This window comes from Methylobacterium phyllostachyos, from assembly GCF_900103445.1.
Lineage (GTDB): Bacteria > Pseudomonadota > Alphaproteobacteria > Rhizobiales > Beijerinckiaceae > Methylobacterium > Methylobacterium phyllostachyos.
The window spans coordinates 237,004-254,145 of the sequence record NZ_FNHS01000005.1 but is presented as its reverse complement, the minus strand read 5'-3'; the positions used below and the strand labels follow the sequence as shown (position 1 = coordinate 254,145).

The window sequence follows — 17,142 nt, the reverse complement described above, 5'->3', positions numbered from 1 at the left end:
CGTGTTTTTCCGGCGCACAAGGGTCGGCACACTTCCAAACGGTCACAAACCCAGCCGTCCCTGAGCTTCGAAGAGCCGCTGAGATCGACGATTGCCAAATTGACGCCTTGGTCGATCTGGTTCCGACCGACCGCGCCCCGGAAGCGTGCCAACCCCACAACCGGCTGGACCCGCACATTCGTCGAGACGCGTCTCGCGAGTCAGCGCGAAGCGGAAGCAGAAGCGTCGAAGGCCGACCAGCTCGTGCGGAAGCGTGACAAGGTCCCAGCCGCAATCATGTTTGCGCACCCGGTGGGCGAATCAGACCGGCCAGCATAGCCCAAAGATATGGCGCTCGATCCGAAAGCCCCCTCAGAAGCGGCTCGAGGCTTGGCTCGCCGGGCACGAGGCTGAGCGCGTTCCGCTGCCGCACCATCTCCCGGCGCGACCTCCGCGCCGGACCTGCGCTGTGCCGCTCCGCATCAATCTCTTCATCTGGATCGGGATGTTCTGGAACTTCGTCACCAACGTTTATCGGCCGCTGTCAGCGCTACACGGGTGACCAAGTCTCGGTACTGCCAATCCTGGTTCGGTCCCCGCGTCCAACAAAGTACCTGAAAGGAATCCAAGCGCTCAAGACTGGCAGATGGCGGACCCCTTAGAGATGACGCTGCCAAAGCGGAGGATGCATTGGAACTGCGGCTCGACAGGATCGTGGTGGTCACCAAACTCTGCTACGCGAGCAATCATCTCAACAGAAGTTCCACACCTTGACCTCATATGAAAAGATAATTTTGCTGCCGATAATTCGATCAAGCTACGCTGGCGCGATGCAATATACATGCGATCATGGTCAGCGAAGACACCCCCTGCCGAAGACGGGAAACCGTTCGGTCGGGGTCGCACCGCTATACGCCACGACGCTGGGCAAGTCCGCCGACGGCTAGACGCGGGTGTCGCTCACCCTGGCACGCGGTGAGGCACCCATAGCGGTCGGCTGAGCGCAGTTCCTGCCCGAGCGCTCCACGGGCGACCCGAATCGAATGGTATGGGCCGGCATACCCAAGGGCCTGCGTGCGGGCTGCACCAAGCTGGAGAGTGCGGTCGCGGAGATCGACCGGGTTCGGGCGGGTGGCATGCGCTTCGGCTACATGGTGGCCAATGCACGGTATGGGTCAGCCCCGTTCCAGTAGGCCTTGAGCGCGCTCTGCGCGCAGGCCCACCAGCAGATGAAGGAGGAGCTCGGCCTCGACCACTTCGAGGGCCGCTCGTGGACCGGGCTGCATCGGCACGCGCTGATGACAAGGATGGCCTACGCCTTCCTTCAGACCCGGCGCCACGCAGCGGCGGGACGAAACAAGGACGCGCCTGCCCCCCGCCCCAGCCCCGGATGCCGGCGATCCGGCAGGCCATCCTCGATCACCTCAGTCGGCCACCGCCGCGGCCTTGCCCGCACTGTCACGCACTCCTCGATCTCCCACCCCAAACTCAGTCAGCCAAAGCAGTGTTAGAGCATCTTGTCTTAATGCAAGAGAACGGGCATAAACCCTCGACTCTGAGAAGCAGGGGGATTACTTAGAGATCGAAGGCTTTATCTCTCAGAACAGCAGCAGTTTTGCTACAGAAGCAGATTCAAAACTTCCCGAATTGATAAGACCAAGCGATTCACTTCGCGTTTACCCGCATCCTGAGGATAAATTAACTTGACTAACGAGCAGATTATCATTCTTCGAACAAATAAATTCGACGATCGTCATGAATTTATTTGCAATAGATTGTCGACTATCAAGGGTTTTGATTTCTGCGTTGCTGTTGACGAAACATCGGGTGCTGTCCCGATTCCAGGACGCTTTATTAAAATTGTGATTGATAAGGATTTCATGACGCAAGAAAATCTGCCGCTTGCGGAAAAGGCTGGCTGGGCCTGTGGAGACTATTTTATATATGCATCCATGTTGAGCAGACGACCGTATAGACATTATTGGATGATCGAACCGGACGTCTTTCTCAGATTCGAAGACGAAAACGAATTTTTTTCTCTTTTCGATGATCATGCCGAGGTAGATTTTATTGCTGCGGGCTATGATCGAGCTTACCCGGGCTGGGTCTGGTCGAATACAATGTCTGCCTATGGACTGCCGGTCTACGGATGCCTCTTTCCAGTCGTCCGAATATCGTGGGGAGCAGCAAATTATCTGCTCGACAAACGCCGCGCTCCACTCCCTGGGCAAAAACTAGGAATCGAGGATTATCCGAATGATGAGGTATTTTGCGCAACGATGCTCACAGATGCTGGGTTCAACTGCAGAAACATCAATTCATTTGGTCGCCACCTAACATCCATTGAGACATTCGGCATTCGAAGGCCGTACCCCTATAATTATCTCAGGCGTGGCTTCAAAGACGGAATGATATATCATCCAGCTGTTTCGAGCCCAGTTTTATTTTATAAATTCAAACACATCATTGAGGAAGGCGGCGGCGAGGATCTCGCATTCGCTGCAACACACCTACCACATTCAAAGGATGATCTGAGTCACGAGGAACATGCACTCCTGATTAGTCTATTAAATGAAAAGCTCAATCTGTCATAGAATTGAATGCCTGTATGGCAACAACGTTCTTCGCAATAGCTAATCAGAAATGGAACAAGAGGCAGTCCCTGAAATTTCTTCGTGCGAACTGGTCAGTCTCAGCGAGGGATGCGACAGGCTTACAAAGAACTTGCGCGGCTGAGCCACTGGGGCTGAAGCGACGAGAGGTGCCCCTGCCCAAACCAGGACGCCTTTGCGGTCAGCGAAACTTCGCATTCTCGATCAGTGCCCCGTCAGCCCCACCTTCGCCAGCACGATTCCCCTGAACGCCAGCAGCGCGGCCGAGGCCAGCCCCCAGCCGACCCGGCACAGCGTCCGCATCTGCCCGTTCACCGCGGCGAGACCCTCCTCCGCCTCGGCCCGCGCCCCGCCGTCCGCCCCATTCGCTTGCTACGAATGCGGACTGACAGATCTAAGTGAGCCCTGAAATTGCTCGAGAATTCGGCTTAGGTCGCACAGAAACAGGATCACGGCGCCCCCAGCCAAATGTCTGGCGGGAAAACAACATCCTCGGCTCTAAGCCGCCACGGCGGCGTCGGCATGGTTGTGCAGCGATGATGCGCCGCCGCGCGTCTTCCGCGATGGCCGCTTGGTGTCGACCCCGCTGACGCAGTACGACGACGCCCTCACCTCCCAAGCTGCATCGGACCGGGAGGTTGCCGCCCCGCTGATCGGGCGCACGGAAGCGCTCGGAGGTGTAGGCCATCGCGACCCCTAGGGTGCCGGGCCGAGTCTGCGCGATCACGAGGTTCGCCGGTCCACCGCGTCTCCCCAGGGCTCACTGGCGGGACGCCCAAGCCCCCCAGGCCCGGACGCCCACGCCTGCGATCGGGAGCGGGGATGGCGCATACAGACGGGCGTGCCGGGCCTTCGCAGCGCCGGACGCTGCCCCGGGACTAGGCTCTAGAAAAGCTCGATATCCGGCGTATCCGTGCCGGCAGTCGCCTTGCCGAGGGCCTGCGCGTCGACGCGGTGCTGGATCTGCGTCACGTAGCGCGACCGGACCGTCTCTAGGATGGCGGTCGGCCGGATCAGTGCCGCCGGCTCGGCCCCGATCAGGCCTTGCCGCAGCCCGTCGAGACATTGGCGGAGCATCGCGTTCGATTCATCGACCGCCTCGATCTGCTGGCGCACCACGTCCTGGAACTGCACCTGTCCGAAGACCGACAGGACCTGATCGCCCACGGCGGATGTCTGAGACGCGATCTCGGCCAGATCGGTGCGCACCATCCCGAGGAGCACCTGGGTCGTCGTCCGGGCGATGCCGTCCAACTCGGTCATCAGGGACTCGAGGCGCTGCTGCTCGCTGTGCGTCCCCTCGGCCCCGTGATCGGTGGTGAGCACCTGAGCGATCGTCCGCTGCACGTTCGAGACCTGGGCCCGGGCCTCCGCCATGGCCGCCTGGGATGCCTGGGCGAGATCCTGGAGTTCCCGGGCGATCACCTTGAATCCGGCCCCGTGGATGCCGGCCCGGCTGGCCTCGATGTTGGCGTTGAGGGCGAGCATCCGCGTCGAGGCCCCGACCTTCTCCAGCGAGACGATCAGGGTATCAAGACCACGCATCTGGTCCGCCGCGGCATCGACCGTGCTCCGCTCCGCCCGAGTCTCCCGGAGACGGCCATCGAGGTAGGTTCCAAGGGATTGCGCCAGGGTGTGAAGCGCGGTGTCGCTCTGCTCGGCGAAGCCGACGATCCGTTCACGCGTGTCGGCGATGCAGCCGGCGCTGCGCATCTGAGCCGCGTTGAGCGCCTCCAGGGACATCATGATGGCGCCGGCCGCATCCTCCGTCTGCGCGACGATGCTGAGCAACTGCTCGTGCGTGACGGAAAAGAGGGGTTCGAGCGCGACGAGGTCCCGCGCCACATCCCGTCCCGCCACAGCCACGTGACTCTCGACCGGCAGCGCACTCCGCGTCGGCTCAGCAGAGGCCGCATCGATGGGCCGAGGTGGGAGTGCCGCATCGGCCGGGGCCGGATCGGCGGAGCGCTGCGCCGCGCGCGTCACCAGTCCCCCGCAGATCGAGGCGGCGGCCGTGATCAGGAGCTGCGTCGGTTGCGCCGCGCCAAGGATCAGCGGCAGGACGCCGACCGCGCAGCCTGCGGCACCGCTGACGAGCAGCGTCTTCACGTCGGTCCTAACGACGGCAGGTCTGTGGGCGGCAGGCCTAAGGGCAGCGGAGGAAGCGGTTTGCATCGCGGGAACAGTTGCTGCGTCTCGATCGGCGACACGCTACGGGGCCGGGAGGCCGAAGCCCGCAAACGGGTTTCGGCACAGGTGCGTCGTCCGGATCAAGCAGCGCGGGCCTGGAGTGATGGGGCGACCTGCCTTACCACCTGCAGCAGCTTGTCGGCCTGGACCGGCTTCACCAGCCAGCCGGTCGCGCCCGCTTTCCGCGCCTCGTCCCGCTTCTCCTGCTGGGACTCGGTGGTCAGCACGAGCATCGGCGTGAAGCGGGTCTGCGTAAGCTTGCGCAGCTCCTGAATGAGCTGGACGCCGTGCATGCCGGGCATGTGGTAATCCGTAATCACCAGTGCAGGGCTGAGCCCGGATTGGATTTTCTTGAGCGCCTCCTCAGCATTGGCGGCCCTCTCCACGGCGTATCCTGCACTGTTCAAGATACCGGACATGCTTGCCAAAATCGTTGGCGAGTCATCAACAATTAAAACGCGGTACATGCCCGACCTCTCTATTTCGACATCTTTAGATTAGAACCATCATAAATTCCTCAGCAATGGGGTTTTTCAGATCGCCAGAACTTTTTCCATGACGTGACTGCATAGCACGTCAAAATCCTGAACCGCTCGCGAGCGCGGCTTGAAATAACGGAGCGGCACTTCGCGGCCGAAAGCTTCTGCCAGGGCAATATCCGGACGGATCCCCGGCAACAGCCGATCGCGGCCGAACCGGTGCTCGAGCCGCTCCAGCGCCTCCCGCTGCATGGTCATGCGCAGATCGACCTGGACCGGCATGATCGAGAGGCCGCGCAGCTCCGGGTTGAGCGTCGTGGCGACGTGGAAATACGAGCGGGCGAACTGGCCGACGCCATCGACCGCGAGGTGGTGGAGCTGGGTGGGGACGAGGACGTGGTGCGCGCTCGCCAGGGCGTTGATCAACAGGGCGTCCGCCGTCGGTGCAGTGTCGATCAGGGTGATCGCGTAGGACGCCGCCAGGGGCTTCAACGCCGTCGCGAGCGCCAGCGGCGCGACCGCGCCATCCGGACCCAAGAAACCGCGGTCGGCCGGCAGGATGTCGACCTGGGGCACGTTCGTGCCACGGATGGCATGGCCGAGATCCGCTGCCCCGGTGCCGCGCCCGGTGCCGCGGTAGAGATCGTGCACCGTCGGCTCGCCCGGCGCCGCGCGCACCCCGAAGCCCAGGCCGGCATGACCCTGCGTGTCGAGATCGACGAGCAGCACCCGCTGGCCGCGATCCGCGAGGGCGGCGGCGAGGTTCACCACCGTGGTGGTCTTGGCGGTGCCGCCCTTCCGATTGGCAACGGCGAGGATCCGCGCAGTCATTCGGCCACCGCAGCGGGAAGGCCGGCGAGGCAGGCGGCAGCCACCAGACCGTCCGGGCGGCCGCGTAGGGCAGGGGCGGCCACCATCAGCACCTGCAGGACGGCGGTGTGGAGCCACGCGGCGCCGGTGAGATCCACTGTGGCGTCCGGGGTCGCCCGCAGGGCGTCGAGCAGGGGCTCGGCCTCCTCGACCGGGCAATGCCCCATGAGTCGGAGGGTCGCGCCGTCTTGTTCGAGGGCCATCAGATCAGATCCGGAAGGTTGAGGACCAGGAGGACCCGGCCGTCACCGAGCAGCGCCGTGCCGGAGAAGCCCACGAGCCCGGCGAGCAGCCCGTCGAGGGGCCGTACGATCACCTCCATGCGTTCGCGGAAGCCATCCACCACGATGCCGACCCGCTCGCGCCCGACCCGGGCGACCATCACGGCCTCCTCGTCGGGCGGGGCGCCCGCGGCCGGGGCGAGCCCGAGGCTGTCGGCGAGGCGCACCAGGGGGATGACCGCGTCGCGCAGCACGAAGGTCTCGCGCTGCTTGATCCGGTGGATCTGGCCGCGGGGCACCTTCACGGTCTCGGCCACCGCGTCCATGGCGACGCCGTATTGCTGGCCGCTGGCCTCCACGGTGACGATCCGGGTCACCGCCATGGTCAGCGGCAGTTGCACGGTCACGCAGCTGCCCTGGCCGAGCCGGCTCGCCAGCCAGACGTCGCCGCCGGCCTTGCGCACGGCGTTGCGCACCACATCCATGCCGACGCCCCGGCCCGAGAGGTCGGAGACCTGCTCCCTGGTCGAGAAGCCCGGCGCGAAGACGAGGTTGACGAATTCCTCGGGCGCCATCTGGGCGGCCTGATCCGGGGTGATCAGGCCGACGCGCAGGGCCTTGTCGCGCACCACCTCCGGATCGATGCCCTTCCCGTCATCGGCCACCTCGATGATGACGTTGTCGTTCTCCTGGCGGGCCGAGAGGCGCAGGGTGCCGCGGGCCGGCTTGCCGACGGCCACACGGTCGGCTGGCGTCTCGATCCCGTGGTCGAGGGCGTTGCGGACCATGTGGATCAGCGGATCGGCGAGGCTCTCCAGCACGTTCTTGTCGGCCTCGGTGTCCTCGCCCTGGATCACCAGCTCGACCTCCTTGCCGAGCTTGCGCGTGGTGTCGCGCACCAGCCGCGGGAAGCGCTGGAACACCTGGCTCACCGGCATCATGCGGATCGCCATGACGCCGACCTGCAGGCTCTGGGCGATCCGGTCGATGACCGCGTACTGCTCCTTGATCTCCCGCCCGAGCTGGCGCGAACCGCTGACCTGCTCGACCCGGCCGGCGAGATAGGCGAGACCGTTCTTGGCGACCACCAACTCGGCGGCGAAGTTCATCAGGGTGTCGACCTTGGCCTGATCGACCCGCAGCATCCGCGCCGGGCCAGCGCCCGCCCCCTTGCCGTCACCGCCGTCCGGCGATTCCGCGGCCGACAGCGCCGGCGCGGGCGCGGCGGGCGACGCCACGGCGGTCGGTGTCGCGGCTGGGGCGGCGGTCGGCACGGCGTCGTCCGCCGGCCGGAGGAGGGCGAAGAGCGCGGCGGTATCGCCGGGCCGGGCCAGGGCGGCCTTCAAGGCCTCCGCCCGGGCCGGGGCGAGGTGCGGCAGGCAGCGCCGCACCACCGTCCGCGCTGCCGCGAGCCGCCCCGCATTCAGAGCCTCCTCGGCGGTCACGGCCAGCATCTCGGCCTGCACCGCCAGGATCGCCTCCGCCCGCTGGCGCAAGGGAGATTCCGCCCCGGCTGAGGTCCGAGACGGCGCGGCCCCGGCAGGGGCCTGGAGAGCGGCGGCCGGAGGAGAAGCGGGCGTCGGGACGGGTGTCGCGCCGTCGATGGCGGACACGAGGCGCAGCAGCGCGCCGGCGTCGGCGGTTGCGGCCAACGCCGCGATCCAGCGCAGGGCCGCGGCCTGCCGGGTCGCCGAGCCGATGATGCCCAGGAGTGCCGCGGCCGCGGCCTTGAGCTCCGCTCGCGCGCCTGTCGCCACCAGCGCCCGCGCCCGCACGCCGAAATCGCCGAACATCTCGGCCGCGTCCTCGGGCCCGGCGAGGACGATCAGATCCTCGGGCTCGATCGGGCTCAGCTGCACCTGATCGGAGGCGTAACGCAGGTGTTCGGATACAGCTTCGAGGGGGGCGGCGCAGAGCGCCTCGAAGCGTAGCCAGCTCAGGACCGGATCGTAGGCTTCGAGGGGCGGCACCGGGCCGCGCGGCACGACCCGCAGGCCGAGCAGGCCGGGCGCCTGCGCCACGAGGTGGGCCGGGTCGTCGCCGCGGAAGAAACAGCTCTCGTCGGGCTCGTAGCTCCAGGCAACCAGGGGCGCCCCCGCCGCATAGGCGGCCTGACGCTCGGCCTCGGGCAGGGAACCGAGCCAGTCCGGCGCCGCCTGGCGCCCCACCGTGTCCACCGAGGCTGCCGGCCCCCCTGCTTCGAGCCAGCCGCGCAGGGTTTCGACCCGGCCCGCCATCGCGGCCTCGGCGTCGTCGGGCAGGACCTCGCGGCTCTCCAGCGCATCGATCCAGTGGCCGACGAGATCGAGGCTGTCGAGCAGCCCATCGACGATCTCGGACTCCAGGGTGAGCTTGCCCGCCCGCACCTCAACCAGGAGATCCTCGGCGGCGTGCACGAGGTTGGTCAGCGGCGCGATGTCGAACAGGCCGGAGGTGCCCTTGAGGGTGTGCACCGCCCGGAAGATGTCGTCGAGGGCCTCGGCGCTCTGCGACTTCTCCAGGGCCAGCAGGCCGCTTCCGGCATGCTCCAGGAGCTCACGTGCCTCCGGGATGAACTGGGCGAGCAGGGCGTTGGTCACGGTGCGACTCCGGCCATTACGGCGGCCACCTCGGTCAGCACCTCCGGGCGCACGGGCTTGACGAGGTAGAGGTTGGCGCCCGCCGCGTAGGCCCGGTCCCGGTCCTGCGCGGCGCTCTCCGTGGAGATCATCACGGCCGGCACCGCCTGCAGCTCGGGCATGGTCCGGCCCTGCCGCAGGAAGGCATAGCCGTCCATCTTGGGCATGTTCACATCGACCAGGATCAGGTCGAAGCTCTCGGCCACGGCCTTCTCCAGGCCCTCGAAGCCGTTCACGGCCTCCTCGACCGCGAAACCGGCCTCCTCCAGCACGTCGCGATAGTACATGCGCACCGTGGTGGCATCGTCGACCACGAGGATACGGGTCATCTCATGCCTCCGCGCTCAGGGGCTTCTGGTAGACGATCGCCTCCGTGAACTTTCGCAGCTCGAACAGCGAGGAGATCCGGCTCATCGATTCCGAATGGCCGAGGCAGACGAAGCCGCCGGGCCGCAGCGCCTCGTAGATCGTCTGGGCGGCGTCGCGCCGGGAGGCGTCGTCGAAGTAGATCAGCAGGTTGCGGCAGAACACGACGTCGAAGTTGCGGAACTGCCGGGTCGAGAGCGGGTCCGAGAGGTTGACCCGCGCGAACGCGATCGAGTCGCGGATATCGGGGATGACCTCGTAGGCGCCGCGCACCCGCTGGGTGTAGCGCTCGAGCGTCGCCTTGGGCACGTGCTGGACCGCCCGGTCGCCGTAGAGGCCGCGCTTGGCTTGGTCGAGCACGGTGGTGTCGATGTCGGAGGCGACGATCTCGATGTCGTAGTGGTCGACCTCCGGCCAGGTATCGAGGAGCTGGAAGGCGACCGAATAGGGCTCCTCCCCGGTGGAGCAGGGCACCGACCAGATCCGCACCGCCTCGCCGGGCCGCTTGCGGCGGGTGACCTCGGGCAGGATCGACTGCACGAGGCAGCGGAACTGATATTCCTCCCGGTAGAAATAGGTCTCGTTGACCGTCATCAGGTTGACGAGCGTCTGCAGCTCCTGACCGCTGGCCTGGAACCGGATGGTGTTGAAATAGTCGCGGAACAGCGTCTGGCCGCTGGCCAGCATCCGCTCCTGCAGGCGCTTGTCGACGAAGTAGCGCTTGTTGTCGGCGAACATGATGCCGGTCTTGCGATAGAAGAAATCGCGGAATCGGACGAAGTCGCTGTCCGAGACGACCGGTGCCGATCGGGGGTCGTGGGCGCTCATGCGGGCCGCCGGTCAGGCGATGCGGCGGCGGGCGGCCCGCGCGGCGAAGCGCAGGAACGGGGCGTCGGGGAAGCGTTCCGCCGCGGCCTCGATCTCCGGGATCATCTCGGGTGTGCCGATCTCGGCGAGCACATCGATGGCGGCCGCGACGACGTTGACATGCGCGTCCTCGGCCAGCGCCCGGCGGGCGTAATCCGCCGCCGCGGGATGGCGCAGGGAGACCAGGACGTTGACCGCGAAGATGCGCCGGTCGCTGTCCGGATCGGAGAGCGCCCGGTCGAGGGCGCCGATCACCGCCGCGTCCATCTCCGAGAGGGTCTCGATGGCGGCGTTGCGCAGCCAGACATCCTCGGAGCCGAGCAGCGCGAACAGGCTGTCGGCCGCTTCCGCGGTGCCGATGCGGCCCAGAGCCAGGAGGATCGCCTCGCGGACGCTGCGATCCGCCTCCCGGGCGAGGCGGTCGGCCAGCGGCCCGACCGCGCCGGGATCGCCCGCCAGCCGGTGGGCCGCCTCCCGGCGCTCGGCGGCCGTCGCCCCCTCCAGGGCCACCAGCGGATCCTCGGCGGCGGCAGGCGCTGGCGCCTCGGGATGCTTGCGGATGAGGGCCATGACGATCTCAGGAGAGCCAGCCGACAAGCTGGCCGGGAATGGAGCGGGCGGGCAGCGTCAGGGTCGCGCCGCCGAGGCGGATCAGCTCCGCCGGCATGCCGAACACGACGGCGCTGGATTCCGCCTCCGCGATGGTCCGGCCGCCCGCGGCCTTGAGCGCCGCCATGGCGGCGGCGCCGTCATCGCCCATGCCGGTGAGCTCGACGCCGATCAGGGCGTCGGCGGCCATGTGGTCCCGGGCGCTGCGCACGAGGCGATCGACGCTCGGGTGCCAGCGCAGGGCCGGGTCGCTCGCCACCGTGTTGACGATGAGCCGGCCGAGCTTGCGCTCGATCACCACGTCGGCGTCGCCCCGGCCGATATAGACGTGGCCCGGGGATAGCGGCGCCGGACCGGTGACCTCGACGACCTTCAGGGCGCAGATGCGGTCGAGGCGCTGGGCGAAGGGCCCCGTGAAGGCGGCGGGCATGTGCTGGGCGATCACCACCGGCCAGGGCAGGTCGGCGGGCAGGTCCGGCAGGATCTCCTCGAGGGTCCGCGGCCCCCCGGTCGAGACGCCGATCAGGACGCAGCCGTCCACCCGGGTCGCCGGCCGGGGCGCCCTGTTGACGATCTCGCTGCGCCCGCGCCGGACCCGGTCGACGAGGCCGTGGGCGCGCCGCGGCTTGGCCCGGACGGCGTGGCGCACCTTCTCGACCATCTCGTCGCGGACATCCGCGATGTTGAGCGAGACCGTGCCGCCGGGTTTCTCGACGTAGTCCACGGCGCCGAGCTGCATCGCCTCCAGGGTCACGGCCGCGCTGTCGCGGGTGAGCGAGGAGACCATCACCACCGGGCGCGGGCTCGTGGTCATGATCTCGTTCAGGCAGGTGAGCCCGTCCATCTCCGGCATGTTGATGTCGAGGGTGATCACGTCGGGCGCGTAGGTGGGGAGCTGGTCCAGGGCGTCGCGCCCGTTGCGGGCGGTGCGGACCTCGAACTGGCCGGTCTCTTCGAAGATCTGACGCAGGTGCCGCCGCATCAGGGCGGAATCGTCGACGATCAGGAGCTTGGGCATCGGGATGCGAAAGGCTGGTCGGTGGGTCGGCGGGCTGGGGTTCGGGGGCAGGGCGGCCGTCAGGCCGCCTTCAGATCGGCGACCTCGTGCCGGCTCAGCAGCCGATCGACGTTCACCATCAGGATGATGCGCTTGGCCGCGGCGAGATTCGCGATCCGCTCGACGGCGTTGTCGCCGTCCTGCGAGAGATCCGGCGCCGGCACGATGGCCGAGCGGGGGATCTTCAGAACCTCCGAGACCGAATCGACGATGAAGCCGGTCCGCACCCCGGCGATCGCGAAGACCATGATGCGCTGGCGGTCGTTGCGCTCGGCATCCGGGAGTTGGAAGCGCCGCCGCTGATCGACCACCGGGAGCACCGCCCCGCGCAGGTTGACCACCCCTTCGATGAAGTCGGGGGTCCGCGGAACGTGGGTCAGCTGCTCGGGGACGCGGACGATCTCGTGCACCGCCTCGATCGGCACGCCGTATTCCTCGTCGGCGAGGCGGAAGACCACGAACTGCTCCTCCTCGTCGGCCCGCGTCACCTCGGCCCCGCCGCGCGTCTCCTGCATGGTCCCCTCCTCGACGGCCAAGTCGCCGGACAATTGGGTGGTGGCGAACAGGCGGCCGGCCGACAGGATCGAGACCAGCCGCTTGCCGCCGTTGAGCCGGCAGATCGACTCGACCTCGCGCAGCGAGCCGCCGTTCGACAGCAGGTCGGGCAGCGGATCGACCACGGCGCGGGCGACCCGCAGCACCTCCTTCACGGTGTCGGTCACGATCCCGACGGAACCGGCCGCTTCCCCCCGGGACACGACGACGATGCGGTTCTGCTCGCCCAGCGGCGCCGCGGGCAGCCCGAACAAGGTTCGCAGGCTCACCAGCGGCAACAGCCGGTCGCGCAGGTTGATCACACCGATCACGTGGCGCTCGGCGTTCGGCAGCTCGCTCACCGCCTCCGGCACCTGAACGATCTCCTGCACGTGCTCGATCGGCAGGGCGTATTCCTGGCCGGCGAGTTCGAAGGAGACGAGCTGGATCTCATCGGAAGCCTCGCCCTCCGCCCCGGCCCGCGCCGTGGTCGCGGCACCGAACTCGACCGGGCCGTCGACCTGCCGGCCGGCCCCGCCGCCGCGCCCCGAGCCGCTCCGCTGCAGCAGGCGGCCGAGATCGATGATCATCACCATCCCGGCCGTCCGCTTGATCACGCCGGACAAAAGGTCGGCCTCGGCGCTGGCGGTGAGGCCTTCGGCGCCCTCGATCTCGCCGGGTTCGGCCGTGATCACGCTCGCCATCCGGTCGACCACGAAGCCGGAGGTGATCTCCTGGCCGCCCCCATGGCCGCCCGCCCGGTTGATGACCACCACCCGGGTCGCGTCGTCGTGGCTCTTGTCGGGGAGGGAGAACAGCCGCCGCAGGCTGGCGACCGGCAGGACCGAGCCGCGCAGGTTGGCGAGGCCGGCGAGCGCGGGTGGCGCGAGCGGCACATCGACCATCTCGGGCAGGCGGATGATCTCCTGCACCTCGGCGAGCGGCACCGCGTAGGTCTCGCGCTCGACGTGGAAGGTCACGAACTGCCGCACATTGGAGGCCACCGAGGGATCGTCCGGTGCGGCGGAGGCGGTGACATCGTTGGACATGTCGGATTCCGGGCAGGCAGGGTTCGGGCGGGACCGTCCCGGCGGGGCGGTCTTTGCGTGGGCGCCCTCGGAGAGGACGCCCCTGGCGCGGGCGGACGCCGCGACGGCGCCGAGAGCCGGCGCCCCTTACTCCTGGTTCTGAAGTTCGTCGGCGAGCGAGGCGACCTCCTCGATCGCGGCGGCGAGTTCCTCCGCGCCCTTCGCCTGCTCGCGGGCCGCCTGCTGCGATTCGACCACCGATTGGCTGCCCTGCTGGGCCGCCGTAGCGATCTGGTCGATGCCGCGCTTGGCCTCCTCGATGGTGCGCAGGATCATGTCGGCGCCCTGCAGGATCTGCCGGTTGCCTTCGAGCACCCCCTCCATGTCGTCGGCGGTGGTCTGCAGGTCCCGGGTGATGGCCCGGTTCTTCTCGACCTCGGCGCCGGCGGCCGACGAGATCGCCTCCAAGTCGCGGCTCACCACCACGATCTGATCCTGAATCGCCTTCACCAGATCCTTGATCCGCTCGGCGTTCTCGGACGAATCCCGGGCGAGGTTCCGGATGTCGGTGGACACCACCATGAAGCCCTTGCCGAACTCGCCGGCCCGGGCCGCCTCGATCGAGCCGTTCACCGCCAGCATGTTGGTCTGGATCGCCACCGTGGTGATCGCGTCCACGATCTTGTCGATCTTCCGGCTCACCTGCTCCAGGCCGTGGATCTGCTCGCGGCTCTTGTCGGTCTCCGCGAGCGATTCGGTGACCCCGGCGACCAGCGCGTCCACCGCGGCCCGGTTCTCCTGAAGCTGGCCGGTGACGAGGTTGCCCTTGTCGAGGGCTTCCTGCGCCCGGGCCTGGGCGACGCCCGCCCCCCGCTCGATCTGCGCGATGGCGGCCGACGATTGCTGCGCGGCGGCGGTCTGCTGCTGGGCGCCCCGGTCGATCTGGTCGAGGGCCGTGGTGATCTGCGCGGCGGCGCGGTTGATCTCCTCCACCGCGGAGGACAGCTCCTCGGCCGCGGAGGCGACCTCCTCGGCGCTCTTGCCGATGTCGGTGGCGTTCTTCAGCTCGTCGGCCAGCGTCGAGAGTTCGGCGGAGGCCTGCTCGCTCTCGCCGAGGGCGGTGGTCTGCTGCTCGATGGTCTTGAGCGATTCCTGGCACGCGGAGGATTGCTCCTCGGCCGCCGCGGCGATCAGCTCGGCCCCCTTCTGCGCCTCGACCGCGCCCTTCTCGGCCTCGATCGACACCCGGGCGATGGCATCCGCCCCGTTCGCGATCTCGACCATGGCGGCGCGCACGCCCTCCAGCTGGGCGGTGATCGCCTGGCCCCGCTCGACCTGCTGGCGGGAGCCCTCGGCCGAGCGGTTGATGCCGTCGGCGATGACCTTCACGTCCTCCTGGATCCGGCCGATCAGCGCCTGGATCTCCTCGGCGCTCTTCTCGGAGGTCTCGGCCAGGGTGCGCACCTCGTCGGCCACCACCGCGAAGCCCTTGCCGTGCTGGCCGGCGCGGGCCGCCTCGATGGCGGCGTTGAGCGCCAGCAGGTTGGTCTGGTCGGCGATCCGGGCGACGGCGCGGACGATGTCGCCGATATTGGCGGCCTGACGCTCCAGCTCGACGATCATCCTGACGGAGGCGGCCTGACGCTCGGCGGCGGTGCCGATCGAGCTGAGGCTGAACCGGATCTGCTGGCTCACCCCGGCGATCAGGGTCTGCAGGGCCTCGGTCTTCTGGCGGGAGGTCTCGGCCTCGGTGCGGGCGCCGGTGATCGCCTCGGACACCGTCGTCACGGCCCGCTGCGATTGCTCGGAGGCGCCGGCCGCCTCCTCGGCCCCGGCGGCGATCTGCTCCATGGCCTTGCGCAGTTCCTCCGCCGCGGAGGATGCCTCGGCGATGCCGCTGGCGAGCTGCGTCGTGGCGGCGGCGATGCGCTCGGCCGCCTTCTGCTGCTTGGCGAAGGTCCGGGCCCTGCGCCGGTTCTCCTCGTTGAGCCGCCCGAGCTGGCTGACACTGGCCTGCTCGCTCTTCCGCACTGCGCTTTGCGGCCCCGGGAGGGCGGTCTTCTTCACGAGAGCCATGACGTCTTTCCGCTCTTCTCAAGTTGAGGCCGCACGCCAGCGACGACCACGCAGAACGCTTTCACGCGGCGGGTCATACGAAGCCTCAAGTTTCAAATCAATAAACTGATCGTGATTTTCTGATCTGCGATGCACAGATGAACCACAAATTGTTCAGATGATCTTTGAGTTATACACTACAATGCAAAGTCATTCTTGGTCGGTACGCGTTCAATATAACCATCTCTTGCGCAGACTTCACTATCAGAAGCTCTATTTTCTCCAGTACGGTCGAGCAACGCGATGGTGACTATCATGAATTTTCTACAACGCCGTGCCGGCTGGCGTTCAGGTTGATCGTTCGTGCCGGCGCCCCGATTCTCAGACGGTGGCGCGGCTTGGGACGCGAACCCAGGTCCGGCCGCGGATCCGATCGATCATGGGCGCGGGTCTTCGCCCTGCACCCGACGCACGAAGGTCTCGACCAGCGGCTGCTTCGCGTGCATCCAGAGGGCGTAGACGTCGGCGCGGATCCGCGGTCCCCGGAGGGGCCTGTAGACCACGTCGGCATGGGCCAGCCGGGCGACGCATTCGGGGATGATGGCGATCCCCAGCCCGGCCGCGACGAGGCTCGTCAGCGATGCCGCCTCGACGGCCTGATGCGTGATGGTCGGGACGAAGCCGGCCTCGGTGCAGCGGTCCCAGAGGTATTTGGCGAACCGGGAATCGGCGAGCCGCAGGAACACGAACCGCTCGCCGGCGAGATCCGCCAGGGCGACGGGCGAGGCGGCCAGGCGGTGCCCCTTCGGCAGCACGAGGCGGACGCCCTCCCGCCAGGCGCGTGCACGGATCAGGTCGGCGTCGGGCGGCGGGCAGCGCAGGAAGCTGACATCCGTCTGCCCGGATCGCAGCAGGGCGATCTGCCGGTCCGGCGACATCTCGTGGATGCGCAGATCGACGTCCGGATAGGCGCGCGCATAGTCCCGGATCGCCCGGGCGAGGGGACCGGCCAGCATCGATCCGGTCAGGCCGACATTGAGGATGCCGGCGGTTCCGGCCCCGATGGCCCGCGCGCGCTCGACCGCCCCGCCGGCCCGCTCCAGGATCGCGGCGGCCTCCGCCAGGAAATCCAGTCCGGCCGGGGTCAGGGCGACGCGCCGCGTCGTGCGCACGAACAGGGCGGTTCCGATCTCGGCCTCGAGGTCCCGGATCTGCTGGCTCAGCGGCGGCTGCGCAACACCGAGGCTCTCGGCGGCCGCGGTGAAGTTCAGATGTCTGGCGACCGCCAGGAAGTAGCGAAGATGCCGAAGTTCCATGCCGTGTATCCCAGGGCTCCTATGGGCCTTTGGCGGCTCGAGCGGCCTGTCGGAGCAGGAGGCAGGCGAAGGCGACGCGGTGGAGGTCCGCCGGCGTGCCGGCGAAGCGCTGGTCAGCTTTGACGCGTCTGCGGGAGCGGGATCCCCGGGCCAAGGAGGGCTCGACGCTGGTTTACAACCATATCTAGACTCAAAGCGTCTGAATGCAAACGAAACAGATATTTGACGTCTGAATGCTCCGGCGGGAGGGTGTCGTGCTGCGACGCTCGACCATTTGGCCCGCGTCCGCGGATCGGAGCCGAACGGCCCGGGAGCGGAACCGCTCGCGCACATCAGGGAGG

The 17,142-nt window shown here is 67.6% G+C and carries 13 protein-coding genes and 1 pseudogene; 2 read left to right on the top strand and 12 right to left on the bottom strand.

Annotated features, from left to right (window positions below; all coding sequences use genetic code 11):
• Positions 1 to 822: 822 nt before the first annotated feature.
• Both BLQ49_RS30240 and BLQ49_RS28920 read left to right on the top strand, forming a co-directional pair.
• Positions 823 to 1,524 (top strand): annotated as a pseudogene (locus BLQ49_RS30240) (transposase); the annotation flags it as partial.
• Positions 1,525 to 1,682: 158 nt separating this feature from the next.
• Positions 1,683 to 2,573 (top strand): hypothetical protein, encoded by an 891-nt coding sequence (locus BLQ49_RS28920; protein WP_143012240.1) that lies wholly within the window; start codon positions 1,683 to 1,685, stop codon positions 2,571 to 2,573.
• A gap of 903 nt (positions 2,574 to 3,476) precedes the next feature.
• On the opposite strand, the gene BLQ49_RS10150 is transcribed toward BLQ49_RS28920, so the two are convergent.
• From BLQ49_RS10150 to BLQ49_RS10095, 12 genes are all read right to left on the bottom strand, one after another.
• Positions 3,477 to 4,700, bottom strand: a complete 1,224-nt coding sequence (locus BLQ49_RS10150; protein WP_167627685.1) for a methyl-accepting chemotaxis protein — start codon at positions 4,698 to 4,700, stop codon at positions 3,477 to 3,479.
• Positions 4,701 to 4,861: 161 nt separating this feature from the next.
• A complete protein-coding gene (locus BLQ49_RS10145) occupies positions 4,862 to 5,248 on the bottom strand; it encodes a response regulator (RefSeq protein ID WP_091715520.1) in 387 nt (128 codons plus the stop codon).
• A 66-nt stretch (positions 5,249 to 5,314) separates the two neighbouring features.
• Positions 5,315 to 6,091, bottom strand: coding sequence for a ParA family protein (locus BLQ49_RS10140; protein WP_091715519.1), 777 nt, complete (start codon positions 6,089 to 6,091; stop codon positions 5,315 to 5,317).
• Positions 6,088 to 6,333, bottom strand: a complete 246-nt coding sequence (locus tag BLQ49_RS10135) for a hypothetical protein (RefSeq protein ID WP_091715517.1) — start codon at positions 6,331 to 6,333, stop codon at positions 6,088 to 6,090. Before BLQ49_RS10135 ends, BLQ49_RS10140 begins: the two co-directional genes overlap by 4 nt.
• On the bottom strand, positions 6,333 to 8,930 hold the full coding sequence (locus tag BLQ49_RS10130) for a chemotaxis protein CheA (RefSeq protein ID WP_091715516.1): 2,598 nt from the start codon (positions 8,928 to 8,930) through the stop codon (positions 6,333 to 6,335). Before BLQ49_RS10130 ends, BLQ49_RS10135 begins: the two co-directional genes overlap by 1 nt.
• Positions 8,927 to 9,298, bottom strand: a complete 372-nt coding sequence (locus BLQ49_RS10125; RefSeq protein ID WP_091715514.1) for a response regulator — start codon at positions 9,296 to 9,298, stop codon at positions 8,927 to 8,929. Before BLQ49_RS10125 ends, BLQ49_RS10130 begins: the two co-directional genes overlap by 4 nt.
• Position 9,299: 1 nt before the next feature.
• On the bottom strand, positions 9,300 to 10,163 hold the full coding sequence (locus tag BLQ49_RS10120) for a CheR family methyltransferase (RefSeq protein ID WP_091715512.1): 864 nt from the start codon (positions 10,161 to 10,163) through the stop codon (positions 9,300 to 9,302).
• Positions 10,164 to 10,175: 12 nt separating this feature from the next.
• Positions 10,176 to 10,772, bottom strand: a complete 597-nt coding sequence (locus BLQ49_RS10115) for a HEAT repeat domain-containing protein (protein ID WP_091715510.1) — start codon at positions 10,770 to 10,772, stop codon at positions 10,176 to 10,178.
• Between the two features lie 7 nt (positions 10,773 to 10,779).
• Positions 10,780 to 11,829 (bottom strand): chemotaxis-specific protein-glutamate methyltransferase CheB, encoded by a 1,050-nt coding sequence (gene cheB, locus BLQ49_RS10110; protein WP_091715508.1) that lies wholly within the window; start codon positions 11,827 to 11,829, stop codon positions 10,780 to 10,782.
• A gap of 59 nt (positions 11,830 to 11,888) precedes the next feature.
• Positions 11,889 to 13,451: a chemotaxis protein CheW gene (locus tag BLQ49_RS10105; RefSeq protein WP_091715506.1), complete on the bottom strand. Its 1,563-nt coding sequence runs from the start codon at positions 13,449 to 13,451 to the stop codon at positions 11,889 to 11,891.
• Between the two features lie 126 nt (positions 13,452 to 13,577).
• Positions 13,578 to 15,506, bottom strand: a complete 1,929-nt coding sequence (locus tag BLQ49_RS10100) for a methyl-accepting chemotaxis protein (protein ID WP_091715504.1) — start codon at positions 15,504 to 15,506, stop codon at positions 13,578 to 13,580.
• A gap of 416 nt (positions 15,507 to 15,922) precedes the next feature.
• On the bottom strand, positions 15,923 to 16,801 hold the full coding sequence (locus BLQ49_RS10095) for a LysR substrate-binding domain-containing protein (RefSeq protein ID WP_091715502.1): 879 nt from the start codon (positions 16,799 to 16,801) through the stop codon (positions 15,923 to 15,925).
• Between the last annotated feature and the right edge of the window lie 341 nt (positions 16,802 to 17,142).